This is a genomic window from uncultured Nonlabens sp., assembly GCF_947495285.1.
Classification (GTDB): domain Bacteria; phylum Bacteroidota; class Bacteroidia; order Flavobacteriales; family Flavobacteriaceae; genus Nonlabens.
Genome location: NZ_CANLXZ010000023.1, coordinates 1 through 22,090 on the forward strand (window position 1 = coordinate 1; position 22,090 = coordinate 22,090).

Sequence of the window (22,090 nt, forward strand, 5' to 3'; positions counted from 1 at the left end):
TGCATTATGCATCTCACGAGTAATAATTTTGGATCCTTTATTCTTTGGTTTATCAGCAATCATTAGCTCAATACCACTATATTGGTATAATTAACTAACGCAACAGAAGATCTGCTTTTAAGTAGTTATGAAAGAGTTGTATTTTTATAGCATGAAGAAGATTATTCCCGTAGAAGAAGGCGATTATTACTTAACACCAGAAGGGTACCGCTGTTTTACAGAGCAATACCATCTTAAAAGAGGGTATTGCTGTGAGAGCGGCTGCCGACACTGCCCATATGGATATGATAAAAAAACAAATAGCCGAAACTAAGAATTAATCAGTGAAGCTATTTCTGTAGCAAGTATTAAGAAAAGTATAAAAGCAAGAATTACTTTAGAACTAACAGTTACGCAAGTTTACAACACCGATGTAAATCATGCACCTAAGCATAAAAAATATCGAATTTGATTAAGAGAAACTAGCATTGCGCAATGTAGTACGTTATTTTAACCTAAAGCATCATAAAATCCTCTTGCCTATATTTAAAAAAGAATAAGAAAAATACCCTCGTATTTACATGTATCGTTTCATGCCTATCAACTAAAATCTAGTCGCGCAGATGCAGATATTAAAGAGTCCGACACTTAGTATACGTATCTTTATTATCTATAAGACATTATGAAGCATTTATTTTATGATTAGGGTATTAGACTCTTTAAGCGAATTTGTGCATTGTATGTTCCAGAAGATTTTAAGAAAACTAATCAAATAACGACTCAGGTATTATAGTAATTATCAAAAGACATTCCAGAATGGATCCAACAGCAAATGCTGGATAGCATAAAATGGATAAAATGAGCACAAGAAAACAATTAAATGATAGGCTCACAAGCCAGAGTCATGTATATAGACCCTGCAAAATTGGTCGTGCCTATAATAAAGACGTCAGAGACAGGTGATACAAGACCTATAGTTCTAGGTCCTGACCATCACGATGTACCTAGTACAGTCTTTCCTTATAGAGAACCTTCATACATAATAAGAAGGCAGTCCATTTACTGTAAACATGGCATACAAAACTTTAAAAATGAATGCTTTAAAGGTGCAACATGGATTTTTATACACAATGGCGGTAGCGTGAGCTGGGTAGAGGTAATTAATGAAGGTTTTGGAATGGTATTTGATATTATTAAGGAATCTGAAGAAAAGCTAGATTTTATGCTTTTTTTGATATGTAAATAACGGTATGACTGGTAGAAACTAGACACGCAATTAAAACGCTATTTTTGCTATTGAAAGAGCTATGGAAAATAAATCCTGCTTTACGAGTCAGGATACCATATATGATAAGTGATGAATTAATCGATAATAATTAATCTGTTTTTAAGAAAGTGGTTTTAGGTTCCGCTTTCGCCAAAGCAAAAAAAAAACAAAAGCAATGAAAAAAGTATTAACTCTTCTAGCAGTAATTACACTTTTAGTAAGCTGTCAAACGGTGCGTGTTTCTCAAGATTATGCGATAGGAACCGAATTCAATAAGTACAAGACCTATGCTTTCTTTAAAAAAGGAATAGACGAGGCTAAGATATCTGAGCTAGACAAGAAACGTATCCTTAGGGCTATCGACACAGAAATGGCTGCCAAAGGTTTTGTAAAGTCTGAAAACCCTGATATTATGGTAAGTATTTTTACCGATTCAAAGGAACGTGTAGACGTTTATAACAATAACTGGGGTTGGGGCTTTGGTTGGGGCTGGGGCGGCGGTTTCTGGGGTAATAATAGAAATAACGTGAGCAGAACAACAGAAGGTATTCTATACATCGATTTAATCGATGCAAAAAAAAAGGAACTTATCTGGCAAGGTATTGGTACAGCACCACTTAAATCTACTCCAAAAGAAAAGGTGAAAAGAACTAACGAGATCGTAAAAGAAATCTTAACCCAGTATCCACCTATGCCTAACAATTAAGAAAATATAATTAATGACTATCTACTAAAAACCCCATTTTCATTAAATTGAAATGGGGTTTTGCTGTTTAATTCACATAATTTTTAAACCAAGAACATTCCTCCAGGACCTCTCGATAATACTCCGTGTCTGAATACTCATTATTTAATTGATTAAAATAATCCTTGTGCTCTCCACATATATTAAAGGTGTACGTATTTGTATTATAGTCATAACGACCATCTTCACAGCTATTTGTTTTGGCTAGCATAAATAAGATAGCAGCCTTAGTTTCTCTAGAGCCATCTTCTACTCGCAATCCTTTTAAGAGATAATCATTTGCTTGATATATGATAAAACTATCATCCTTTTCACCATCGTCATCGTCATCATCTCCATAATCAGACCCTGCTAATTCGTTACGATTATTATTACCTATATAGTAGGTATTATTCATAAACCAACCTTGATGACTCATGTTGTACCAGGCATTACCTATCATGTAGTAATAATCTGCAGTTTTATTGGTCTCTGTTTGTGCTAGTTGATTTAGTTTAATTAAATTTTGTACTAGTTTTATCTTATTATCCTTATAATTTTCTCGTTCTATATCCTCTCTTTCTATTACAACATTCTCACCTAGAACAGCGCTATAGTTTTCATGAAAACCGTTAGACATGGATGTGAATGGAATATTCATATATTCCTTAATAGATGCTGAGAACAATTCTGTACGCAAGCCATTTTCCCAAAAAACTTCGGGAGTTTTTATTTGTTTAAACTCAAGTAAAGCATTTTCTAGTAAATCTTTTCTCATGAAATAAGTACCTCTTAAATCGTGAACATAATCCTTAGGTACCGCTTTCATTCTTTTTAAAATTGTTTTTTCAAAAGCTGTAGGCTGAGAACTACTTATAAAAAGATCAAAATTATTAATATAATCCTCTCTTAAATAATGATATTTTGAGTCATATTCCCAACTATAACCGTGTGTCTTACCTACTCCTGCCCAGTTATACTCTTTGTCGTTAGAATAAGAATCGTAATTTATAGAAGTAAGAACACTGACTATAGGATTATCTGCTTCATTATACAAAGCACTTATGTGATTAAAAAATGCTGCTACTGTAGGCTTGTGAGTATGTAGATCTATATCCCTAGCTATAGTTTCATAACTTCGATTAATAGCCTGTCTATCTAGCGATTTTATAGCCATAAAAGTAATAGCTGTTTTAAGTCTCTTAAAATGTTTTTTAAACCCAACTGCCGCTTTGTGATTTTCTAAAGTAGCAAGTGCTTTATTATTCTCTTGATTATAAAGCTGTGTAGTAGCTTTTATTAAAGTCCATAAATCTCTATTCTTAAGGTTTTTATTTTTCAACAAATCTTCGGTAAAGAAGCCCAAAGCTACAGCACCAGAATCAACAGAATCATCACCATCATCATAATAGTTAGAAGTATGCTCAAAAACCTCTGACTGCATCTGGTCCAGCCATCTTACTGCTAGTACATCTAGGTAGGGAGAATTTACATTATCTCTAGATATATTCTCCATTTCTCTCAACACATTACCACGACCATGAAATGCTTTAAAAAAACCTTTTACATCATTATTCTTATTAAGCCTTTTAAATTCATAACTGTTTTCTAAGAGATCCCAGTTTAAAAACCTCAGACTTACTGCTGCCGTATATCTTCTATCTGGTAATTGATCATAGACCTCTAGATAGGAAACTGCTGCAAGGACTTGATCGTTATTATTAAAAGCTGCACCAGCCATTTCTTCCATAGCGCGGTAATATATATAATTACCTGTTGTAGATTTTTTGAGTATGGTATTAAAATACCTCATAGCCATCTCACTTTCTTGTAAATAATGCGCCATTTTTACCGCTTGAAAACCGGCACGATTGCGCATAAAATCATCTGGAGCATTAGCGACCAGCTCTAGCGCCTTAGAAAGTAATTCTCTTTTATCGATCTGTCCTGCATCACCCCCATAATAATCACGCTCTCCTTGATACCAGCCACTACTGCTTGATATATCACTAGAAGTATGTTGCGAGATCTTAGCAAGCGCAAGGTATTTCTTAAAAAATAGATTTTCTGACTTGTTTATTTTGTTACCTATCTCGTCGTTATAAGAATCAAACCCTTCTTGATCTAGAAACCATCCTACAGGTCGTTTATAAATAATATCTATGAGTTCTTCTTCAGTAAAAACGCCTTTAAAGTAATCTGTCCATTCTGCTATATTTTGTGACGGTTGCTTACCTACTGATGTATCGCAAAAGGGCGAATTCGGACAATTTAAAAATGCATGAAAATCTGGACTAACCAGCGAGAATTGATCTACAATAGGGTAATAATTATCCTCCCACGCAGGATCCCAACCGCAAAAAGCTCCATTTCTATTATTAATTGTATTACTAAAAGCAACTACCGGTAACACCAGTAACCACCATTTACTTAGCAAAAGACGAAAGATCATCATAAGAGAATTCTGAAGTTAGTGAAGTATTAATATGGTAATAAATAGTTTGATAATCTCTATAAGAAGGTGCTGCTTCCTTTATCATAGTAGACAGCTCTTCTAGTTTATCTTTTGTAATAGTTTCTACTCTTAAATGATCTCCTTTATAAATGAATATACCATTTATGTAAGAGTCTGATTTTGCCGTATAACTGTTTTCTTTTTCCGCTTTCGCAAAAGCAGAACCCAACATACTAGGAGTTAGCTCTCTTAATAAACCTTTAAGTTTTCCGTTTCTATATAAAACACCCCACTCAAAAAGAGGAAGCGCGACGTCAAAAGGTAATGGATATTCATCTAATTTTTCTAAATATTGAGCGGTAATCTCATTACTTAAAATAGAATTGGTCTCCTTTACATTTCCTAGATCTCCCACATTATAAGCCATTAACACAACCTTGTCTACCGGCGGCACACCAGTACGTTCCCTATATTTTACCTGATGCAACCTCAATGTAGAACTGATGCTGTAGCCTGGCATTTGGCTTTTAAGTGATTTTAAGAACGAGAAAAAATGATTTCTTGTACTATCTGTCCAGTCACAATCTATCTGTATCTCTCTTATCGCTACCTTACCTGTCAGGTGTTTGTTCTGGATTCGTTTTATTTTATCTGCCGTGTTTAAAGCTAGTTTTTGAATATTATAATCACGACCTTCTTCATGTAAAAACACCTCGTTACGTATATAGATTACAGGTACAATTTCAGTAGCAAGGAAACGTGTGTCTTCTTCAAATTGCACTGTTGCGACCGGATAAACTTTATCTACGTTTTTATCTACAACGAGATCAAAGAAACGTACATACTCTTTATAGGTACCGCCGTGTTTGATGAGCTGGTTAGTTTTATTAGTAGGTTTAAAGTTTGTATTCCAGTGGTAAAAGGAATAATTTTTACCCTTAGTTTTTACATCTTCTTTACAAGATATAAGCAATAGAGCAGAGCATAATATTAAAAAAATATAGCGCATAAAATAATGTTGAGAAACAACGACAAATATATGATATACATCAATTGAATATCAAAGAATTAACAAATTTAAAAATGATCAAATTTAATACATCTATGCACTCACTTTAATCTCATAAGTAATCTCTACACACTTATCAAAACTCTTTGAAACAGAGCAATATTTCTCAAAACTTAAATCGGCGGCTTTCTGAGCTTTATCAGGATTAATATCACCTTCTAATAATACAGTTACATGCATAGATTTAAATGGCTTAGAATCATCCAGTTCATAACGTTCTCCAGTAACCTCTACCTTATAACTCGTAATTTCTTGACGTTGTTTTTTAAGAATAGCGATAATATCTATCGCACTACAAGAACCTACACCCATGAGAAGTAACTCCATCGGGCTCACACCTTGAACGGTTTCCATACCGCTATGGTCTATCATCACGGTATTTCCAGAAACACCTGTTGCTTCTAGTAGATATTCTGTATTCTTTCTTTCTATTTGTACTTTCATTTTCTAATAATTTAGGGTTTGCCGCCACAGGCCATTTTAATAATATCACTATAGTTTCTAGTGAAATCTATACTCTTAAATATTTTTATAAAATTTTCATCATTTGGTTTAAAGCCAAAAGACTTCATTATTTTGACTTTAATAGATTCTTTAAATTCTACGAAGTTTAAGTTGTCAACGTCTCTTTTCAAAATCAATTCTCCTTTATAAATGCAAAGAGTATTTTTAAATATTTTTTTCCAACTAGACTCGTTGAAGTAATGATCAATTATTTCATAAAGATGACCATTACCATCTACATATTTCTGATTAATGAGTTGCTCTCTTTTTGAATAGCAAACTTCTAGATCAGACAGAAAAACCGTCTCGTATTCAGCTAAACCTTCTGTCCAGCTTTCAAAAGATATGTTCATTAATGGAAACTTAATCAACTTGATTAATAATTTAAAATTTCCTCAATCTTTACTTTCACCTTCTCAGTACTAGGAATCATAGTTTGTTCAAGAACAGAATTTAATGGAATAGCTGGCATATTTTCAGAACCTATGACCATTACCGGAGCGTCGATGTATTTAAAACATTCCTCTTGTATACGACCTTGTAAGGCACGTGAGAAACTATTATCACTAGGTTCTTCAGTCACGACGAGACACTTTCCACATTTCTTAACACTAGCAAAAACCGTCTCATAATCGAGCGGATGCAATGTTCTTAAATCCACTACTTCTACTCTATCCTGCAAACCTAGTTCTTCTGCAGCATTCATTGCCCAGTGCACGCCCATTCCATAAGTGATAATACTCACGGTTTCTTCTTCCTCTTTTTTCCAGATTTCTTGTAGTACCCATGCTTTCCCAAAAGGCAACACATAGTCCTCACTAGGTTCTACACTCGTTGCTCCTTTAGTTCCTTTTACTTTAGACCAATACAATCCTTTATGCTCAAAAATCACCACCGGATTAGGATCATAATAAGCAGCTTTCATCAGTCCTTTTAAATCGGCACCATTTGATGGATAGGCAATCTTTAAACCTCTTATATTAGAAACCACGCTTTCCATAGAACTAGAATGGTAAGGACCACCAGAACCGTAAGCTCCTATCGGCACTCTCAAGACCATAGAAACAGGCCATTTTCCATTACTTAAGTAATTAGATCGAGAAACCTCTGTAAACAGCTGATTCAATCCAGGCCAGATATAATCTGCAAATTGCACCTCTACTATAGGTTTTAAACCTGCAGCACTCATTCCTACCGTACTACCTACTATAAATGCTTCTTGAATAGGCGTGTTGAAAACTCTATTATCGCCAAATTTTTGCGCCAGCGTCGCCGCTTCTCTAAAAACACCACCTAATCTACCACCTACGTCTTGCCCATATAACAAGCATTCTGGATGTTTCCTCATTAATTCTTCAATGGCAAACAGTGCGCAATCTACCATTACGACTTTATCAGCACCTTCTGGAGATCGCTCTCCTTTTTCTTCTGTAATTGGCGTTGGTGCAAAATCGTGTGTGTATAAATCTGATGGCTCAGGATCGGGCATAGTCATTGCTTGCTCTAGTGCTTTTTTAGATTCCGCTTTCGCGAAAGCGTCATAACCATCCACCTCTTGCTCACTAAATCCATTATCGAGCAATAACTGCCTCATACGCGGATATGGATCACGGCTTCTCGCCTCTTCTAAATCATCGCGATAAAACTCCATGCGCACACCACTCGTGTGGTGATTCAATAAAGGTACTTTTGCATGGACTAAAAAGGGCCTGCGCTCTTTTCTTATTTTCTCAATCACCTCGTTTAAAGTGTTGTAACTTTCTTCAAAATCGGTCCCATCTATTGAAATAGCTTCTATACCGTGGAATCCTGCAGCATATTCGGCAGCATTTTGTGCACGAGTCTCTGCAGCATTTGCGCTGATATCCCAACCGTTATCTTGCACTAGATATAAAATAGGCAATTGCTTTAAAGCAGCCATTTGAAAAGCCTCAGCAATCTCACCTTCTGTGACTGACGCGTCACCTAGAGAGCAAATTACAATGGAATCACTATTCCCAGCTCGACTGGGAATCTCTGAGGATCCTGCACCGAAAGCAGCTTTCTGCTCTGCGGTTAGGTCTGTAATTCCAGTGAGGAGATCTCCGCTTTCGCGGAGACTAATCGCTAACGCTACACCAGTAGCAGGAATAGCCTGCATTCCTGTAGCACTAGATTGATGTGGGATTTTAGGCTTATCATCATCCTTTAATGATGGATGCGAGTAATAGGTACGTCCACCAGAAAATGGATCATCTTTTTTAGCCAGTAACTGCAACATTAAATCATAAGGTTTCATCCCTATAGAAAGTAACATCGCGTCATCACGATAATATGGAAAAGCATAATCCTGTGGTAACAACTGCATTCCTAGAGCCGTCTGTATCACCTCATGACCACGGCTTGTGGCGTGCACATACTTAGAAACTGTTTTAAAGTTCTCCTCGTAGAGTTGTGCCATAGCTTTGGCAGTGGTTAGGTTTTTATATCCGAATTCTAAAATTTCTTTACTTATTTTCATAATATCTTGAATTTCCGCACTTGATGCGGAATCTGATTATACTTATCTCAATACTCTTTAAAAACAACTTTCCGCACGTGATACGGAATCCGACTATACTTATCTCAATACTCTTTAAAAACAACTTTCCGCACTTGATGCGGCTGGATTTCCGCACTTGATGCGGAATCTGATTATACTTTCTCAATGTCAATCAATAATTCTCCTCATCCCACCAACTTTCAGCAAGATCCAGCCATTCTGGATTATCCTTTTCTATAAGGTCTATTTTCCATTGCCGCTTCCATTTCTTCAGCTTCTTCTCTCTAGCTTGTGCCTCTTGAACCCATTGAAATTCTTCAAAATAGACCAGTTTTTTAGTCTGGTATCTTTTAGAGAATGCTTTTTTATATTTTTCTTCTTTGTGTTGACCTGTTCTGTGTTTAATATCATCTGTCATTCCTACATATAAAACGCCATCTTTCTTATTAGAAAGTAAGTAGACGTAATACTTGTGCTCGTAACTGGCCATTAGACGTAATTAGCAGTTTCCGCGTCTGGCGCGGAAAATCAATTTCATTAATAATCTTTATCAGGTGCAGCCTCCAGATTCAAAGCCACTTGCTTTAAAAAACTACCTCCTAAAAACCCATCTACTACTCTATGGTCAAAACTCAAACTCAACATCATCATACTTCTTATCTCAATCCTGTCCACGCCATCTTTGGTCATGACCTCAGCACGTTTTTTAATAATTCCTGTTGCAAGAATAGCTACCTCTGGCTGATTGATAATAGGTGTTCCCATTAGTGAACCAAAAGTTCCCACATTTGATATCGTAAACGTTCCTCCTTTTATGTCCTCACCACCTAATTTATTCTCACGTGCTAGGTTTGCCATGCGATTTACATCTGCTGCGATTTCTGGTAGGGATTTCTGGTCGGCTTTTTTTACTACCGGGACAATTAAGTTTCCTGAAGGTAATGCTGTCGCCATACCTACATTAATGTTTTCCTTTACGATAATGTTTTTACCGTCTACACTAGCGTTAATATTAGGATATTCTTTTATCGCTCTAGCAACAGCATCTACAAATAAAGGTGTAAACGTTAATCGCTCACCGTATTTTTCCTGAAAAGGTCCTTTGTTTTTATTACGCCAGTTCACTAAATCGGTAAGGTCTGCCTCTACATAAGCAGTCACGTGCGGACTGGTATGTTTAGAATACACCATATGATCTGCGATCATAGAACGCATGCGATCCATTTCTATGATTTTACCAGTTCCTTTATCCAGTTTTAACTGCGGTATGCGGTATGCCGTAGGATCTGGTTCATTATTTACTGCTTGTGCAAATTGAAATGGCCTACCTTCATTAATATAATTTACCACATCACTCTTGCGCAATCTACCTTCATGACCAGTTGCTGGTATGCGAGCTAGTTCTTCATAAGAAATATGGTGTTTGCGCGCCATAGATTCTATCAATGGGCTTACAAATAGGTCTTGATTTACATAAGAATTAGAAACCGCAGTAGCTTTTGAACTTGCTTTTACCATCTTAGGCGGCTTACTCACAGAAGATTCACTCTTAACTACCTTATTAGAATCGTCAGATTTTGGAGAGGCAACCGTCTTTACAGACCCATCTGACTCTTCAAATTGAGCAATCACGCTACCTATTTCTACCACATCACCGTTAGCGTATAAGTGCTTAGACATTATCCCTGCCGTTGGTGCCGGCACTTCATTATCTACCTTATCCGTTCCTACTTCAACAAGGATATCACCTTCTTCAAAAGCTTCTCCTTCTTGAACTAGCCAGTTAAGTATTGTTCCTTCTGTAATTGATTCTCCCATTTTGGGGAGTGTAAAATCCATAGTCTTTGCCATGGCATAAAAATAAGAAAACTAACGCTTGTTAGTTGTGAAAAGTTTGTTGTAATTCCGCTTTCGCGAAAGCGGAAACAAAAAACAATTCTTACTTCTTTTTCATTTCCTGAAAGGTCTTATAAAAATCTTCTTGAACTGGTCTATTTTCAGGGATTTCACGCAGCGGCTCTACTTCCCTCATCGTCTCGTGACAGTCTGCAGGTAGTTGCTGGTACAATTTAGTCCCAGCAGTTTTCCAAGCAATCATTTGATCTGAGACTTCTTTGATCTTTTTTGCAGGATTCCCTACAATAAGACTGCGTGGTTCAAAAACAGCTTCGGCTTTTACAAATGCCATCGCTCCTACTATACAATCGTCTCCTATAGTCGCGTCATCCATAATGACACTATTCATTCCTATCATGCAATTGCGACCTAAATTTGCACCATGAATTATCGCTCCATGACCTACGTGTGCGCCTTCTTTAAGCGTGATGCTTTTACCAGGAAACATGTGTACGGTACAATTTTCTTGCACATTAACGCCATCTTCTAGGATTATCTCGCCCCAATCGCCGCGTATCACAGCACTAGGCCCAACATAACAATTCTTACCAATAATCACATTACCTATTACGGTCGCTTGTGGATGGACAAAGCTTGATTTGTGAATTACTGGAATGTGGGATTTGAAGGAGTAGATCATTGAGCTGTGAGTTTTTGAGCTGTGAGCTGTGCGCACTTAGCGTTCAATTATTTTAATTTTAATTTACTTCTTAGTCCAGAAATCATTTTACCTATTTCAGAAAGCGCGGCTCGATTATTTTCAAATTCCTCTTTTGAAATATACTTTCTCAGAAATGCTTTAGTATTCCAAGTAACGCATTCATGACTGCTGTCCCAAGCCATTTTAAGGTATCTATTAAAATTAGGATCTGTGCTTCCTGAACCTTCTGATATATTAGCAGCTATTGAATCTGCTGCACGACAAAATTGTGAGGATAAGCGATACATTTCCTTTTCAGGAAACCTATCTACAAGTTGATTAATAGTCTCTCCAAAATCAACAGCTTTTTGATAAACCTTTAGATTTTCAAAACTGAAATGATAAGCACTTTGAAACTCCATAAATCTTAATTTTTAACTTTTAAAAGTTGATTTAAACAATCCTTAACCCACGGCTCACAGCTCAAGACTCAATACTAGCGAAATCTCTTCAACGTCTCCTTTGTAAACTCGCTCAAAACAAGTCTTCCTGAAATCTTTGCTCTTTCAAAAAGAAGCTGATCCCAGTTTTCACAACCAGTCCAGAACATCTTTTTCATTTCGGCCATGGCGTCTGGATTATAGGTACAAAGATTTTCGGCAAATGCTTTTATTCCTGCATCCATCTCTTCTGTAGATTCATAAACCTCAGCAAAAAGGCCATTATCTTTTGCCCATTGTGGGGAATAGAATTCATTTGCGTTAATCGCAATCTGGCTCATTCCTGTTAATCCTAGTTTGCGCTCTACCGCAGGACCTACTACAAATGGCCCTATTCCTATGTTGAGTTCGCTTAATTTAATACTAGCAAATTTAGTCGCAAAGCAATAGTCCGTCGCACTAGCTATACCTACACCACCACCGACGGTTTTACCTTGTACACGACCTAGTATAAATTTAGGACACTTGCGCATGGCATTAATCACATTTGCAAATCCAGAGAAGAATATCTCTCCTGTTTTTGCATCGTTTACAGCTATTAATTCTTTAAAGCTAGCTCCTGCACAAAAAGTACGTTCTCCACCAGATTTAAGAATGATTACCTTAGTAGCGTCATCATTACCAGCATCTGTAATAGCTTGTGCCAGTTGTGCTAGAATATCTCCAGGCAACGAGTTGTGCGCCGGATGGAAGAATTCTATGGTTTGTATTTGATTTTCTGTTGTTGTTTTTACGTATTCCTTGGTCAAAATGCTTGTGTTTTATGTCAAGCCGCTGCAGAGCGGCTTCGGTTAGTATTTATCTCGACACCTTTTTAGTGTCAAGCCGTCGCAGGACGGCTTCACTTATTGTTTATCTCAATCTTTCTTAAATCGTTCTTTACTCGTAACAAATCCAGTAAAATCCCAATCTGCAGCTAGATCATTCCATTCTGGATTTATACTTTCGATCAAATTCATCTTGTATTCTCTTTTCCATTTTTTAATAAGCTTCTCACGCTTAATAGCTTCTGTTGGGTTGTCATGTTTTTCAAACCAAACTAACTGCTTGATATTAAATTTACCAACATGAGTTTCAAAAGTAGCATTCTTATGGTCAAAGACTCGTTGTTTAATGCTGTTAGTCACACCTACATAGAACAGCTTATTTTTAACATGAGCCATGATATAGGTGTACATTGTTTTCATAATCTTCTCGTTTAATATTGAGCGAAGCCGTCCTGCGACGGCTTGACACTCTAAACGTCAATCTGATGTATAGCGGCTAAGATTGTCAATCAGCCCAAACTGAGTCAGATGGTGATATACATGCTTACGTTCCAACAAAATCCACTCATACTTACTTAATTCTCCAAAAACAGCATTCTTAGTCGTTGCTTTAGGATTCTTTTTATAGAAATCTAAATATTCATTTCTAGCTTCTAGTAGTTGTTGCTTTGCCGTTTCTAGGTTGTCATGCTTTAAGTCTTCTAGCTCGCCATCTTTCATGAGCGGCATTTTGTGATTTTGTGGCATTTTATCATAATTCCACAAGGTTGCCGTTACTTTTTCTAGATATTTCTCTGGTGTAGCAATATCAAAATCTTGAATCTCTCCACTAGCAATTCTATAGCTCATCTCGAGATGTTCTACCATGTGCTGTGGTGTCATTGTTCCCCATTGTGGTTTTGAATCTTCGGTAAGTTTTGATAAAGCAGATTTGATATAACCTTCTGTAATTTCTGGAAATACCGTTTGTTTCTTCTCTACCATGGTAAGAATAGTGGCAACGGCTACAAGTGCTGTTGCTTCTTCATCAGTTTTACCATTTTCATAATCTACAGGCTCTGCATCAAAAACTTCTACATACCATTTTACAATTCCAGATGGATGCTCACGACCAGCGACGTCTCTTTCTCGTTTTTCTTTACAAGTCAATCGCACATAAATCGTGTCATTATGATATAATGGCCTTAAGAAACGGATTTCTTCTAGACCGTAATTTGCACTTACTGGACCTTTATTAGGATACACAAATAATCCTGCCGCGGCACTGATGATAAAATAACCGTGAGCCGTGCGTTTCTTAAATATACTTCCTTCTAGACTAGTAATATCTGTATGGGCATAGAAATGATCCCAAGTGAGATTTGCAAAATTCTGTACATCAGTATCAGTCAGCGTTCTTTTATGAGTTTCAAGACTCATTCCAGGTTTGATGTCCTCATAATGATAAGCAAATGGATGCTTTTCTGCTTTTTTATAAGCACCATTAGGCTGGTAAATCCCGGTGATTTCTGTTAACGAAGTTGGGCTTCCTTGAACTGCACATCGCTGCATGTAGTGTTTGATTCCGCGTAATCCCCCCATTTCCTCGCCACCACCTGCGCGTCCTGGACCACCGTGAACTAGTAATGGTAATGGTGAGCCGTGACCTGTGGACTGTGGTGCGCTATCTCTATTTAAAGTCAATATTCTCCCATGTGACGATGCGGCGTTTATGGTGTACGCTTTCGCGAAAGCGTCATCTCCAGTAACTACACTACTCACTAGCGAGCCTTTACCCAAATGAACTAATTCTATTGCTTCATCTAGGTTTTTATACGGCATCAACGTACTGACCGGACCAAAACATTCTACTTCATGAACAGCGGTGTTTTTAAATGGCTGGTCTTCTCGCATCAAAATAGGTGACATAAACGCTCCTTTTTGAGCACGGTCACCGTGAATTTCTACCTCATTTAAGTTTCCGTAAACGAGATTTGCTGTCGCTGCGATTTTTTTAATTTGGGATAGAGTGACCTCTTTTTGATCATTATTAATCAATGCACCCATGCGCGTTTCCTTGAGTAATGGATCACCTATCACAGTTCTTGCTAGTTGTTTACCTAATGCGATTTGCACATCTTCCATTAGATTTTCTGGCACTAGAATTCTTCTAATCGCTGTACATTTTTGTCCAGCTTTAGAGGTCATCTCTTTACGTACTTCTTTTACAAAGATGTCAAACTCTGGAGTCCCAGGAACAGCGTCTGGTCCTAAAACTGATGAGTTTAATGAATCTGCCTCCATCGTAAATGGAACTGATTCTTCTAATAATCGTGGATGTGCTTTTAGTTTTCTACCTGTGTGCGCGCTACCTGTAAAGGTGACTACATCTTGTGAATTTACTGTATCAAGAATACTTGTAGTAAGACCACTTAAGAGCTGTAAAGAACCCTCGGGAAGGATTCCTGAATTTATGATTTCACGTACTACAGCTTCTGTTAAAAAGGCTGTTTGCGGTGCTGGCAATACTACTGCTGGCATACCTGCCATCCAGTTTACCGCACATTTTTCTAGCATTCCCCATACTGGAAAATTAAAGGCGTTAATATGGACCGCGACACCTTTGCGAGGTACTAGAATGTGATGTGCCATAAAACGACCACCACGCGATAAATCTATAGGATCACCTTCTACGGCATAACTCTGATCTGGAAAGAGTTTTCTCAAACTAGCATTTGCAAATAGATTTCCAAAACCACCTTCTATATCTACCCAACTATCTGCTCTAGTCGCGCCAGTTCTGTAACTGATCTCATAAAACGCTTTTTTTCTTTTATTAAGATAAAGTGCTAATTTTTTAATCATGTTACCACGTTGCTGGAACGTCATATCTCTCAACACCTTACCATGATCGCGACCATATTGAAGAGCAGATTGAATATCTAGTCCTTCAGTACTTGTAAGGCCTATAATGTCGCCCGTAATAGCATCATACATATTCCTTGTAGACTTCTCTTCTCCAGCTTGCCACTGGCCATTGATGTAACTTTCTAGGATCATAATTTCTTGATAGATGGTTGTGATCTCGCTTTCGCGAAAGCGTAACATTTATTATGTCTACGAAAATACAAAAAGCAAGCGAATAGACTAACACTTGTTAGTTAAAGTGACATCGAATAATGATATATATCAAGCAAACAGAAAATACAAATGTTTGATGAATAGCGTGCTTATACTCGTTTAAAAACAATTGAAAAAGCTTTTTGACGATAAAATAATTATTTAATCGGTTTAATTACATTTATAATGTATTTAAAAATACCCTTTGTTTATATTGTTTTATATTCGTGAACAGTCTTAAAGGTCTAATAGAATGAATATCAAAGCTACATATCATATACTGTTTATTATACTTTGCACATCAGGACTTTGTCACTCACAAATTAGCATAGGAAACACTAATGCGGCTAATGGAAGTAGCCTGCATGTAGATGATTACAGCGGTCAAAAAGGAGTTATCTTAACACGATCTAATATTGCAGACTTAACTACTGTAGCTCCATTTCCAGCTGCCACACCAGAAGGAACTCTTACTTTTAATACAAATGTAGCTTCTGCATAGGTTATGTATGGTGGGACCCCACAGTTCCTACATGGCGTCGCGTAGACCCTTTTATCAGTGTCGATCAACTATACACAAATCCTGTGTCTGATGGTGCTGCAGGAAACCTTAATCAAGATATAAGTGTAGGTTTTAAAATACCACTATTCGGTAACCCTCAACTTGCCGATCCTGATAATTTATACGAGCTAGTTACTCCCATACCTCCAGAAGGCAACTTTAAAAATATAAGAGTAAATGCAGCAGGTAGGTATCGCGTTGCAGTTACTCTGGGTTTAGAGGCACAAGAAGACGGTACAGGAATAGATGATAACATTGTAGAAGTACGCCTACAAATCACAGATGTGTACGGGAATGTTAGATTCCCTGGTGCATTTCAACATAGCACAGAAATGGAAGGTACGGCATCTGGACAAGATGACGATGGCGCAGTAAGCTTTGTAGAGGTTATAGAAATTAATGAAGACGATGTTATAAGTGTATTATCCTATCAAAGTAGTAGTACTGGTAATGCATCTGTTGAACTTAATGGTTCAAGACCTAGTTCTTTTTATCTTATAAAAATAAATTAATGATAAGCTCAAAATCCCCTTTTTTATCGATTAACTTAAGACTAGTTCCTTTTTTACTTTTGGTTTTAAGTTATTCTTTTAGTCAAGTAGGCATAGGAACTGACACTGTTGGGACTGGTGTTCTTCTAGAGATCAATGACCCTTCAAGTACAACAGGTGTCTTGCTACCTCAAGCAAACATTATTGATTTATCTACAGCCGCTCCACTTCCCGCAGGGATAGAAATAGGAACACTGGTTTATAATACAAATATTGCATCTGGGATAGGGTATTATTTTTGGAATGGGTTTGTATGGGATCGCTTTAATGCCGCTGTGGGAGAAATGGTAAAATATGTCAATCCAGCCGTTGCGGTAACTGGCCAAAATTTAAGTGCTGTTAGGACGGTACAAATTATAGGCGCTGTAGAGTTTAATGACAATCCTGTTTTGTACCAAACTGATGGGAATACAGGCGTAAGAATTATGGATACTGGAGTATATCAAGTCACTGTTTCTTTATCGCTAAGAGGAACTTATGGTCCTGACCGAAACAGAGGTAGAGCAGAGATCGATGCTAGAATTTTTGTAAACGGTGGCGCAAGAGGCCCTTTATATCGCAGTACAGAAATGAATATCACTAACGCCGCTGGCGATTTTGATAATGGGTCCATTACTTTCACGCAGTCTGTGATAATCAATGCTGGTGAAATAATAACCGTTAGAACGGCGAGATCGGCAGGAAACAATACAGGTGAGGTGAGATTAAGATCTACAGGAACTTCTACTATGTTTATCCAAAAAACAATTTAAATAACAAAGCTTATCAAAATGTTTATGCTATTATTTAATAAAAACTGGTACTTTTCTAAATCAGCCTTATGTTTTACATTATTTTTATGTAATTGTTTTATAGCAATTAGTCAAGTAGGAATAGGTACAGAAACAACTGCTACTGGAACTATTCTTCATGTAGAAGACTTAGATGGTTCAGGATCGGCTGGAGTACTTTTTCCACGCATACCGCTAGCAAGTCTAGAACTTACTGATCCTCTACCAGCGGACACTACACCAGGAACTATGGTCTATAATACAAATCCAGTTTTACAAACTGGTTACTATTTTTGGACCGCTACCAACTGGCAACGACTTAATGCGACAATAGGTTCCATGTCGCAATTTACAAATTCTAATAGGCATACAGACAATAATCTAAACGCTGCAGCAGGAACAATGGCCGATATTTTTGGCCTTCCCAGTACACCGCCAGATTTCAATGATGCACCGACGATATATGTACGATCGTCACTAGCTCCTGCTGGAACGAATCCAGATAACAGACGTTTCTTAAAGGTAACTGAACCAGGACGCTATCGTATTAATGTAAATCTAGTCATGGAAGGAGTAGGTACAGGAATATCTGAGGTTGAAGTTCGTCTAGTTGTTAATGGAACAGAAATCGGTCCACACTATATAAGTTCTGAAATGGATACTAATAGTTCTAACCGTGGTTCTGTATCTTTTTCAGAAACATTATTTTTAACAAAAAACTCCATTTTAAGTGTAAGTTGTAAACGCAGTCGGAAAAGTAACGGAAACAATGTTTACCTTTTTAATGGCGGGACCAGCACGTTTTTCATAGAGAGAATTTTGTAAAACCATCCTATGAAATTACAAAACCACTAGATGGAATTTTTTCCTCTAGTGGTTTTTTATTCTCCTCTATTAAAGTCTGAGTATTGGTATAAAGTATGTCAGAGATTAACTATTGAACGCTCTCAATCACCATCGCATAGCCTTGTCCTACTCCTACACACATAGTTATTAAGGCATATTTCTTATTAGTTAATTGAAGTTCTAAAGCAGCACTATAAGCCAGTCTAGTTCCTGTAACACCTAGTGGATGACCTATCGCGATAGATCCACCATTAGGATTAATGCGGGCATCATCGTCTGCAAGTCCCCATGCTCTTGTGCAGGCTAGCGCTTGCGATGCAAATGCTTCATTAAGTTCTATAACATCCATATCTTTTAAAGATAAACCTGCTTTTTCTAGTGCTTTATTACTAGCTGTAACAGGACCTATACCCATAATGCGAGGCTCTACTCCTACTACAGCACTACTTACCACTCTAGCGATAGGCTTTAAGTTGTATTTCTCAACAGCATCTTCACTAGCGATAATAGTTGCTGCAGCACCATCATTTAAACCGCTGGAATTCCCTGCAGTAACAGAACCTCCATCTTTTTTAAAAGCTGGTCGCAGTTTTGCAAGAACTTCTTTTGTAGTAGTTGGTTTAATGAACTCATCATCTTTGAAGATAATAGGATCTTTTTTACGTTGTGGTATTTCTACAGCAACAATTTCCTTAGCAAGTCTACCAGACTGTTGCGCTGCTGCCGCTTTGTTTTGTGACCATGCTGCAAATATATCTTGATCTTCTCGAGAGATCCTAAATTTCTCTACTAGATTCTCTGCTGTGTTTCCCATTCCATCTACACCGTACATTTCGGCCATTTTGTGGTTGACAAATCTCCATCCAAAACTAGAATCGTACATCTTAGAATCAGTACCAAAGGCACTACTTGGTTTAGCTATGACTAATGGCCCACGAGTCATGTTCTCAACTCCACCAGCAATGAACACATCTCCATCATCGGTTTGTATTGCTCTGTGCGCATGAACTATGGCACTTAAACCAGAACTACATAATCTGTTGACCGTTTCTCCAGGAACTGTAACTGGTAAACCAGCAAGCAGTCCAGCCATGCGAGCGACATTGCGATTATCTTCTCCAGCCTGGTTAGCACAACCCATTATCACATCTGCATAAGCATCTGTTGGGATATTAGGATTTCTTTCTACTACGCTTTTAATTACGTGTGCGGCTAGGTCATCTGGTCTTATAGTAGATAATGTTCCTTTGTAATTTCCTATGGGAGTTCTTGCTCCGTCTATGATGTATGTGTTTTTCATGCAAAAAAGGTATGAAGTATTAGTAATTCGGGATTAGTTTAAAAACTAAACCTACATTCTTGATTATATTTTATTTCTTAAACTGGAAAGCATTTTAGTGATCTACATTAATTGACTCCTTATTTATTCATTAGTTTCAAAGGTTATATCATCTCTACGATAAGCTTTGGTTCCAGCTACAACACATTTGTTAGCAGAATAAATCGAGTGATTAATATGTTTTATAAATTGAGCATCGCTACCTGGGTAGCCTTAAGCTATGTTTAGACCTATGTAATCCATAGCTCTTCTAAATTGAGAGCTTAAAGCATAAAGTTCTCTTGCTGGAAAATCTTTAGTAATCATATCAACAACCTCGGCAAAAATCCATTGCTTTTTGATAAACTAATAAAACTTCAAATTTAAAATGATAGTTACTTTTCATTAGTCAAAGATAACATAGCAAGAATCTAATACCTAATGTCAAATAGCTCATAACTACCTTCGTTACCAATCCTTATTAGTCCTATAAACCACTCCTTTAAAAAGCGCTACAAGTTCATCACCTTTTTTCACTTCAACGATGTTAAAACCTACTTTGGTTTTGGTTTTGTCTAGAGTGCACTCTGCTGTGATGTAATCGCCTTCTTCCAGTGCCTCAATGTGATTGATGCTGGTTTCTATAGAAACGGCAAATTTACCGTGCGTGTTTGACGAGAAACCAAAAGCAGTATCTGCTAGCGAGTAAGTAATCCCACCATGTGCTTTCCCCATACTGTTCAACATCTCTGGTCTTATGGTCATTCCTAACTTTACAGAACCAATTTCTACAGAAAGAATCTCGATTCCTAACCAAGTAGAATAAGGATCGAGTGAAAGCATTTTTGCTGGAATCTTTTTTCCTTCTATCATCTTTTTAAAGTTCGATTAATTTAAGAGTCGTGTTATAATTTCTCATGGTAGATGTCACACCGAGTTTCTTTTCAAACCAAGCGTTAGTCATTTTAGTCTTACCAAAGCCGACACCACAATAAAAGTAAATGACATCATCTACAATTTTAAAAGTTTCTAATTCAGTTGAGAATGACATCACCTCTTCAACTTTATCTTGTTCTGGAATCTCACTTAAAAAGCCAAAACTCATAAATTTTGAATTTTCTAAAGTCTTCGATTTAAAAGGATTTTCTTTTACTATTTCTTCAATATCAGATTGTTTTTTCAAAATAACAGGAACATTCAAGTCAAATTCTGATTTCAATAATTCACCAACAATCAATTCACAATTAGCAACTTCTAAATCACTACTAAAAATAATATTCCCAGACTGTATATAAGTAGTCACTCCATAAAAAGAGGTTTTAGCTAGTGCATCACGCAACAACGCCATAGGCAGCTTGTTTTTACCACCTACGTTAACGCCTCGCAATAGCGTTACATATCTCATTACATTAAAAATTGAGTTCCAGCAGCTTTCATCTTGCGCAATAACGGTGAGCATCTATAGCGATCTTCTCGATATACATCATACATCGCGTCCAGTGCGTTTACACACCATTCTATTCCTTTTTCGTTTGCCCAGGCGAGCAGTCCTTTTGGATAATTCACACCTTTGGTCATCGCGCTATCTATTCCTTGTGCCGTTGCGATGTTTAAAAATAAGGCATCTGCCGCCTCATTGAGAAGCATTGCGAGTACTCGATCTTGAATTTCTTTTATGAGTTCAGGAGATTTTACTGGGTTCGCTTTCGCGAAAGCGTGCTCACTATCCACATTTACATAATCATAAAAACCACGACCAGATTTGCGACCTAGCCAGCCGGCTTCCATCAATCGTTTTTGAGTCAACGACGGCTTGTAACGTGGGTCAAAATAGAAGGCCGCAAAAACCGTTTCTGTCACCACATAATTCACATCATGACCTATGTAATCCATCAATTCAAAAGGCCCCATTTTAAAACCAAGTCCTTTTAAAGCATAATCTATAGTGGCAAAACTAGCCATTCCTTCTTCATAAATACGCAACGATTCACTGTAAAATGGACGCGCCACACGATTCACGATAAATCCAGGAGTATCTTTTGCTACGGCAACCACTTTTTTCCAATTCTCGATAGTAGCTACACAAGTGTTGGTCACACTTTGAGCAGTTTGTACAGCAGGAATTACCTCAACAAGTTTCATTAATGGCGCAGGGTTAAAGAAGTGAATTCCTATGCAGCGCTCTGGCTTATCGAGTGATGCCGCAATACTCGCTATACTCAAACTAGAGGTGTTAGAAGCTATAATACAGCTGCCAGAGACGTGAGATTCTAGTTCTTGAAATAGTTTTTTCTTTATATCCAGATTTTCAATAATCGCCTCGATGGTAAGGTCAGAATCGGCTAGGTCCTTTACTGTACTTACATAAGAAATATTGCCTTGAATGCGATTTTTCTCAGCTGCATCTATTCTACCTTTTTCAATAAGTCGGTTCATTATCTTTTCTAGAGCCGCTTGCGCTTTATCTAGTTGCTCCTGTTTTACATCAAACAGCTTTACCTGACAGCCAGCCGTGGCAGCTACTTGAGCGATGCCACTACCCATTGTTCCTGCTCCTATAACTCCTACTCGACTAATTTGAGATTCCTGATTTTTGATTTTTGATTTTTGATTTTCCATCTA

24 protein-coding genes are annotated in these 22,090 nt (G+C 37.3%); 7 read left to right on the top strand and 17 right to left on the bottom strand.

The annotated features are described in order from the left end of the window. Positions 1-151 precede the first annotated feature (151 nt). The 3 genes from Q0838_RS10175 to Q0838_RS10185 all read left to right on the top strand — a co-directional run bounded on the left by Q0838_RS10175 (position 152) and on the right by Q0838_RS10185 (position 1,952). Positions 152-313, top strand: a complete 162-nt coding sequence (locus Q0838_RS10175; protein WP_298954403.1) for a DUF5522 domain-containing protein — start codon at positions 152-154, stop codon at positions 311-313. Between the two features lie 546 nt (positions 314-859). Continuing rightward, positions 860-1,225, top strand: a complete 366-nt coding sequence (locus Q0838_RS10180) for a hypothetical protein (protein WP_298954406.1) — start codon at positions 860-862, stop codon at positions 1,223-1,225. 196 nt (positions 1,226-1,421) lie between these two features. Beyond that, complete coding sequence (locus tag Q0838_RS10185) at positions 1,422-1,952, top strand: DUF4136 domain-containing protein (protein ID WP_298954410.1); 531 nt, start codon at positions 1,422-1,424, stop codon at positions 1,950-1,952. A 67-nt stretch (positions 1,953-2,019) separates the two neighbouring features. Here the strand turns inward: Q0838_RS10185 and Q0838_RS10190 are convergent, their stop codons facing one another. From Q0838_RS10190 to paaZ, 12 genes are all read right to left on the bottom strand, one after another. Continuing rightward, positions 2,020-4,422 carry a hypothetical protein gene (locus Q0838_RS10190; RefSeq protein WP_298954413.1) on the bottom strand — a complete coding sequence of 801 codons (2,403 nt, stop codon included), beginning with the start codon at positions 4,420-4,422 and terminating at the stop codon, positions 2,020-2,022. Further along, positions 4,397-5,434: a hypothetical protein gene (locus Q0838_RS10195; RefSeq protein WP_298954415.1), complete on the bottom strand. Its 1,038-nt coding sequence runs from the start codon at positions 5,432-5,434 to the stop codon at positions 4,397-4,399. The genes Q0838_RS10190 and Q0838_RS10195 overlap by 26 nt, the downstream gene beginning before the upstream one ends. 93 nt (positions 5,435-5,527) lie before the next feature. Further along, positions 5,528-5,938, bottom strand: coding sequence for an OsmC family protein (locus Q0838_RS10200; RefSeq protein WP_298954418.1), 411 nt, complete (start codon positions 5,936-5,938; stop codon positions 5,528-5,530). Positions 5,939-5,949: 11 nt separating this feature from the next. Further along, a complete protein-coding gene (locus Q0838_RS10205) occupies positions 5,950-6,351 on the bottom strand; it encodes a hypothetical protein (RefSeq protein WP_298954421.1) in 402 nt (133 codons plus the stop codon). Between the two features lie 23 nt (positions 6,352-6,374). Beyond that, positions 6,375-8,498 carry a thiamine pyrophosphate-dependent enzyme gene (locus tag Q0838_RS10210; RefSeq protein WP_298954424.1) on the bottom strand — a complete coding sequence of 708 codons (2,124 nt, stop codon included), beginning with the start codon at positions 8,496-8,498 and terminating at the stop codon, positions 6,375-6,377. 193 nt (positions 8,499-8,691) lie between these two features. Beyond that, positions 8,692-9,009 (bottom strand): GIY-YIG nuclease family protein, encoded by a 318-nt coding sequence (locus Q0838_RS10215; RefSeq protein WP_298954427.1) that lies wholly within the window; start codon positions 9,007-9,009, stop codon positions 8,692-8,694. Between the two features lie 47 nt (positions 9,010-9,056). Next, positions 9,057-10,358 carry a dihydrolipoamide acetyltransferase family protein gene (locus Q0838_RS10220; RefSeq protein ID WP_298954430.1) on the bottom strand — a complete coding sequence of 434 codons (1,302 nt, stop codon included), beginning with the start codon at positions 10,356-10,358 and terminating at the stop codon, positions 9,057-9,059. A gap of 100 nt (positions 10,359-10,458) precedes the next feature. Continuing rightward, positions 10,459-11,055: a transferase hexapeptide repeat family protein gene (locus Q0838_RS10225; protein WP_298954433.1), complete on the bottom strand. Its 597-nt coding sequence runs from the start codon at positions 11,053-11,055 to the stop codon at positions 10,459-10,461. Positions 11,056-11,102: 47 nt separating this feature from the next. Next, positions 11,103-11,477: a four helix bundle protein gene (locus Q0838_RS10230; RefSeq protein WP_298954436.1), complete on the bottom strand. Its 375-nt coding sequence runs from the start codon at positions 11,475-11,477 to the stop codon at positions 11,103-11,105. Between the two features lie 74 nt (positions 11,478-11,551). Further along, positions 11,552-12,304, bottom strand: coding sequence for an enoyl-CoA hydratase/isomerase family protein (locus tag Q0838_RS10235; RefSeq protein ID WP_298954438.1), 753 nt, complete (start codon positions 12,302-12,304; stop codon positions 11,552-11,554). A gap of 108 nt (positions 12,305-12,412) precedes the next feature. Beyond that, a complete protein-coding gene (locus Q0838_RS10240) occupies positions 12,413-12,742 on the bottom strand; it encodes a GIY-YIG nuclease family protein (protein ID WP_298954439.1) in 330 nt (109 codons plus the stop codon). Between the two features lie 57 nt (positions 12,743-12,799). Beyond that, a complete protein-coding gene (gene paaZ, locus Q0838_RS10245) occupies positions 12,800-15,364 on the bottom strand; it encodes a phenylacetic acid degradation bifunctional protein PaaZ (protein ID WP_298954536.1) in 2,565 nt (854 codons plus the stop codon). A gap of 310 nt (positions 15,365-15,674) precedes the next feature. On the opposite strand from paaZ, the gene Q0838_RS10250 reads away from it, so the two are divergent. From Q0838_RS10250 to Q0838_RS10265, 4 genes are all read left to right on the top strand, one after another. After that, positions 15,675-15,923, top strand: a complete 249-nt coding sequence (locus Q0838_RS10250; protein ID WP_298954441.1) for a hypothetical protein — start codon at positions 15,675-15,677, stop codon at positions 15,921-15,923. An 83-nt stretch (positions 15,924-16,006) separates the two neighbouring features. Further along, entirely contained in the window at positions 16,007-16,495 is a 489-nt protein-coding gene (locus tag Q0838_RS10255; RefSeq protein WP_298954444.1) for a hypothetical protein, read from the top strand. Beyond that, positions 16,495-17,286 carry a hypothetical protein gene (locus Q0838_RS10260; RefSeq protein WP_298954447.1) on the top strand — a complete coding sequence of 264 codons (792 nt, stop codon included), beginning with the start codon at positions 16,495-16,497 and terminating at the stop codon, positions 17,284-17,286. Before Q0838_RS10255 ends, Q0838_RS10260 begins: the two co-directional genes overlap by 1 nt. Before the next feature lie 18 nt (positions 17,287-17,304). Further along, on the top strand, positions 17,305-18,129 hold the full coding sequence (locus Q0838_RS10265) for a hypothetical protein (RefSeq protein WP_298954451.1): 825 nt from the start codon (positions 17,305-17,307) through the stop codon (positions 18,127-18,129). 109 nt (positions 18,130-18,238) lie between these two features. On the opposite strand, the gene Q0838_RS10270 is transcribed toward Q0838_RS10265, so the two are convergent. From Q0838_RS10270 to Q0838_RS10285, 5 genes are all read right to left on the bottom strand, one after another. Then, on the bottom strand, positions 18,239-19,450 hold the full coding sequence (locus Q0838_RS10270; protein WP_298954453.1) for an acetyl-CoA C-acyltransferase: 1,212 nt from the start codon (positions 19,448-19,450) through the stop codon (positions 18,239-18,241). Between the two features lie 252 nt (positions 19,451-19,702). Continuing rightward, positions 19,703-19,795 carry a four helix bundle protein gene (locus Q0838_RS14390; protein WP_366942035.1) on the bottom strand — a complete coding sequence of 31 codons (93 nt, stop codon included), beginning with the start codon at positions 19,793-19,795 and terminating at the stop codon, positions 19,703-19,705. Between the two features lie 141 nt (positions 19,796-19,936). After that, entirely contained in the window at positions 19,937-20,341 is a 405-nt protein-coding gene (locus tag Q0838_RS10275) for a PaaI family thioesterase (RefSeq protein ID WP_298954456.1), read from the bottom strand. Positions 20,342-20,345: 4 nt separating this feature from the next. Then, on the bottom strand, positions 20,346-20,873 hold the full coding sequence (locus Q0838_RS10280) for a DUF1697 domain-containing protein (RefSeq protein WP_298954459.1): 528 nt from the start codon (positions 20,871-20,873) through the stop codon (positions 20,346-20,348). Next, positions 20,873-22,087 (bottom strand): 3-hydroxyacyl-CoA dehydrogenase NAD-binding domain-containing protein, encoded by a 1,215-nt coding sequence (locus tag Q0838_RS10285; protein ID WP_298954462.1) that lies wholly within the window; start codon positions 22,085-22,087, stop codon positions 20,873-20,875. Before Q0838_RS10285 ends, Q0838_RS10280 begins: the two co-directional genes overlap by 1 nt. Positions 22,088-22,090 lie beyond the last annotated feature (3 nt).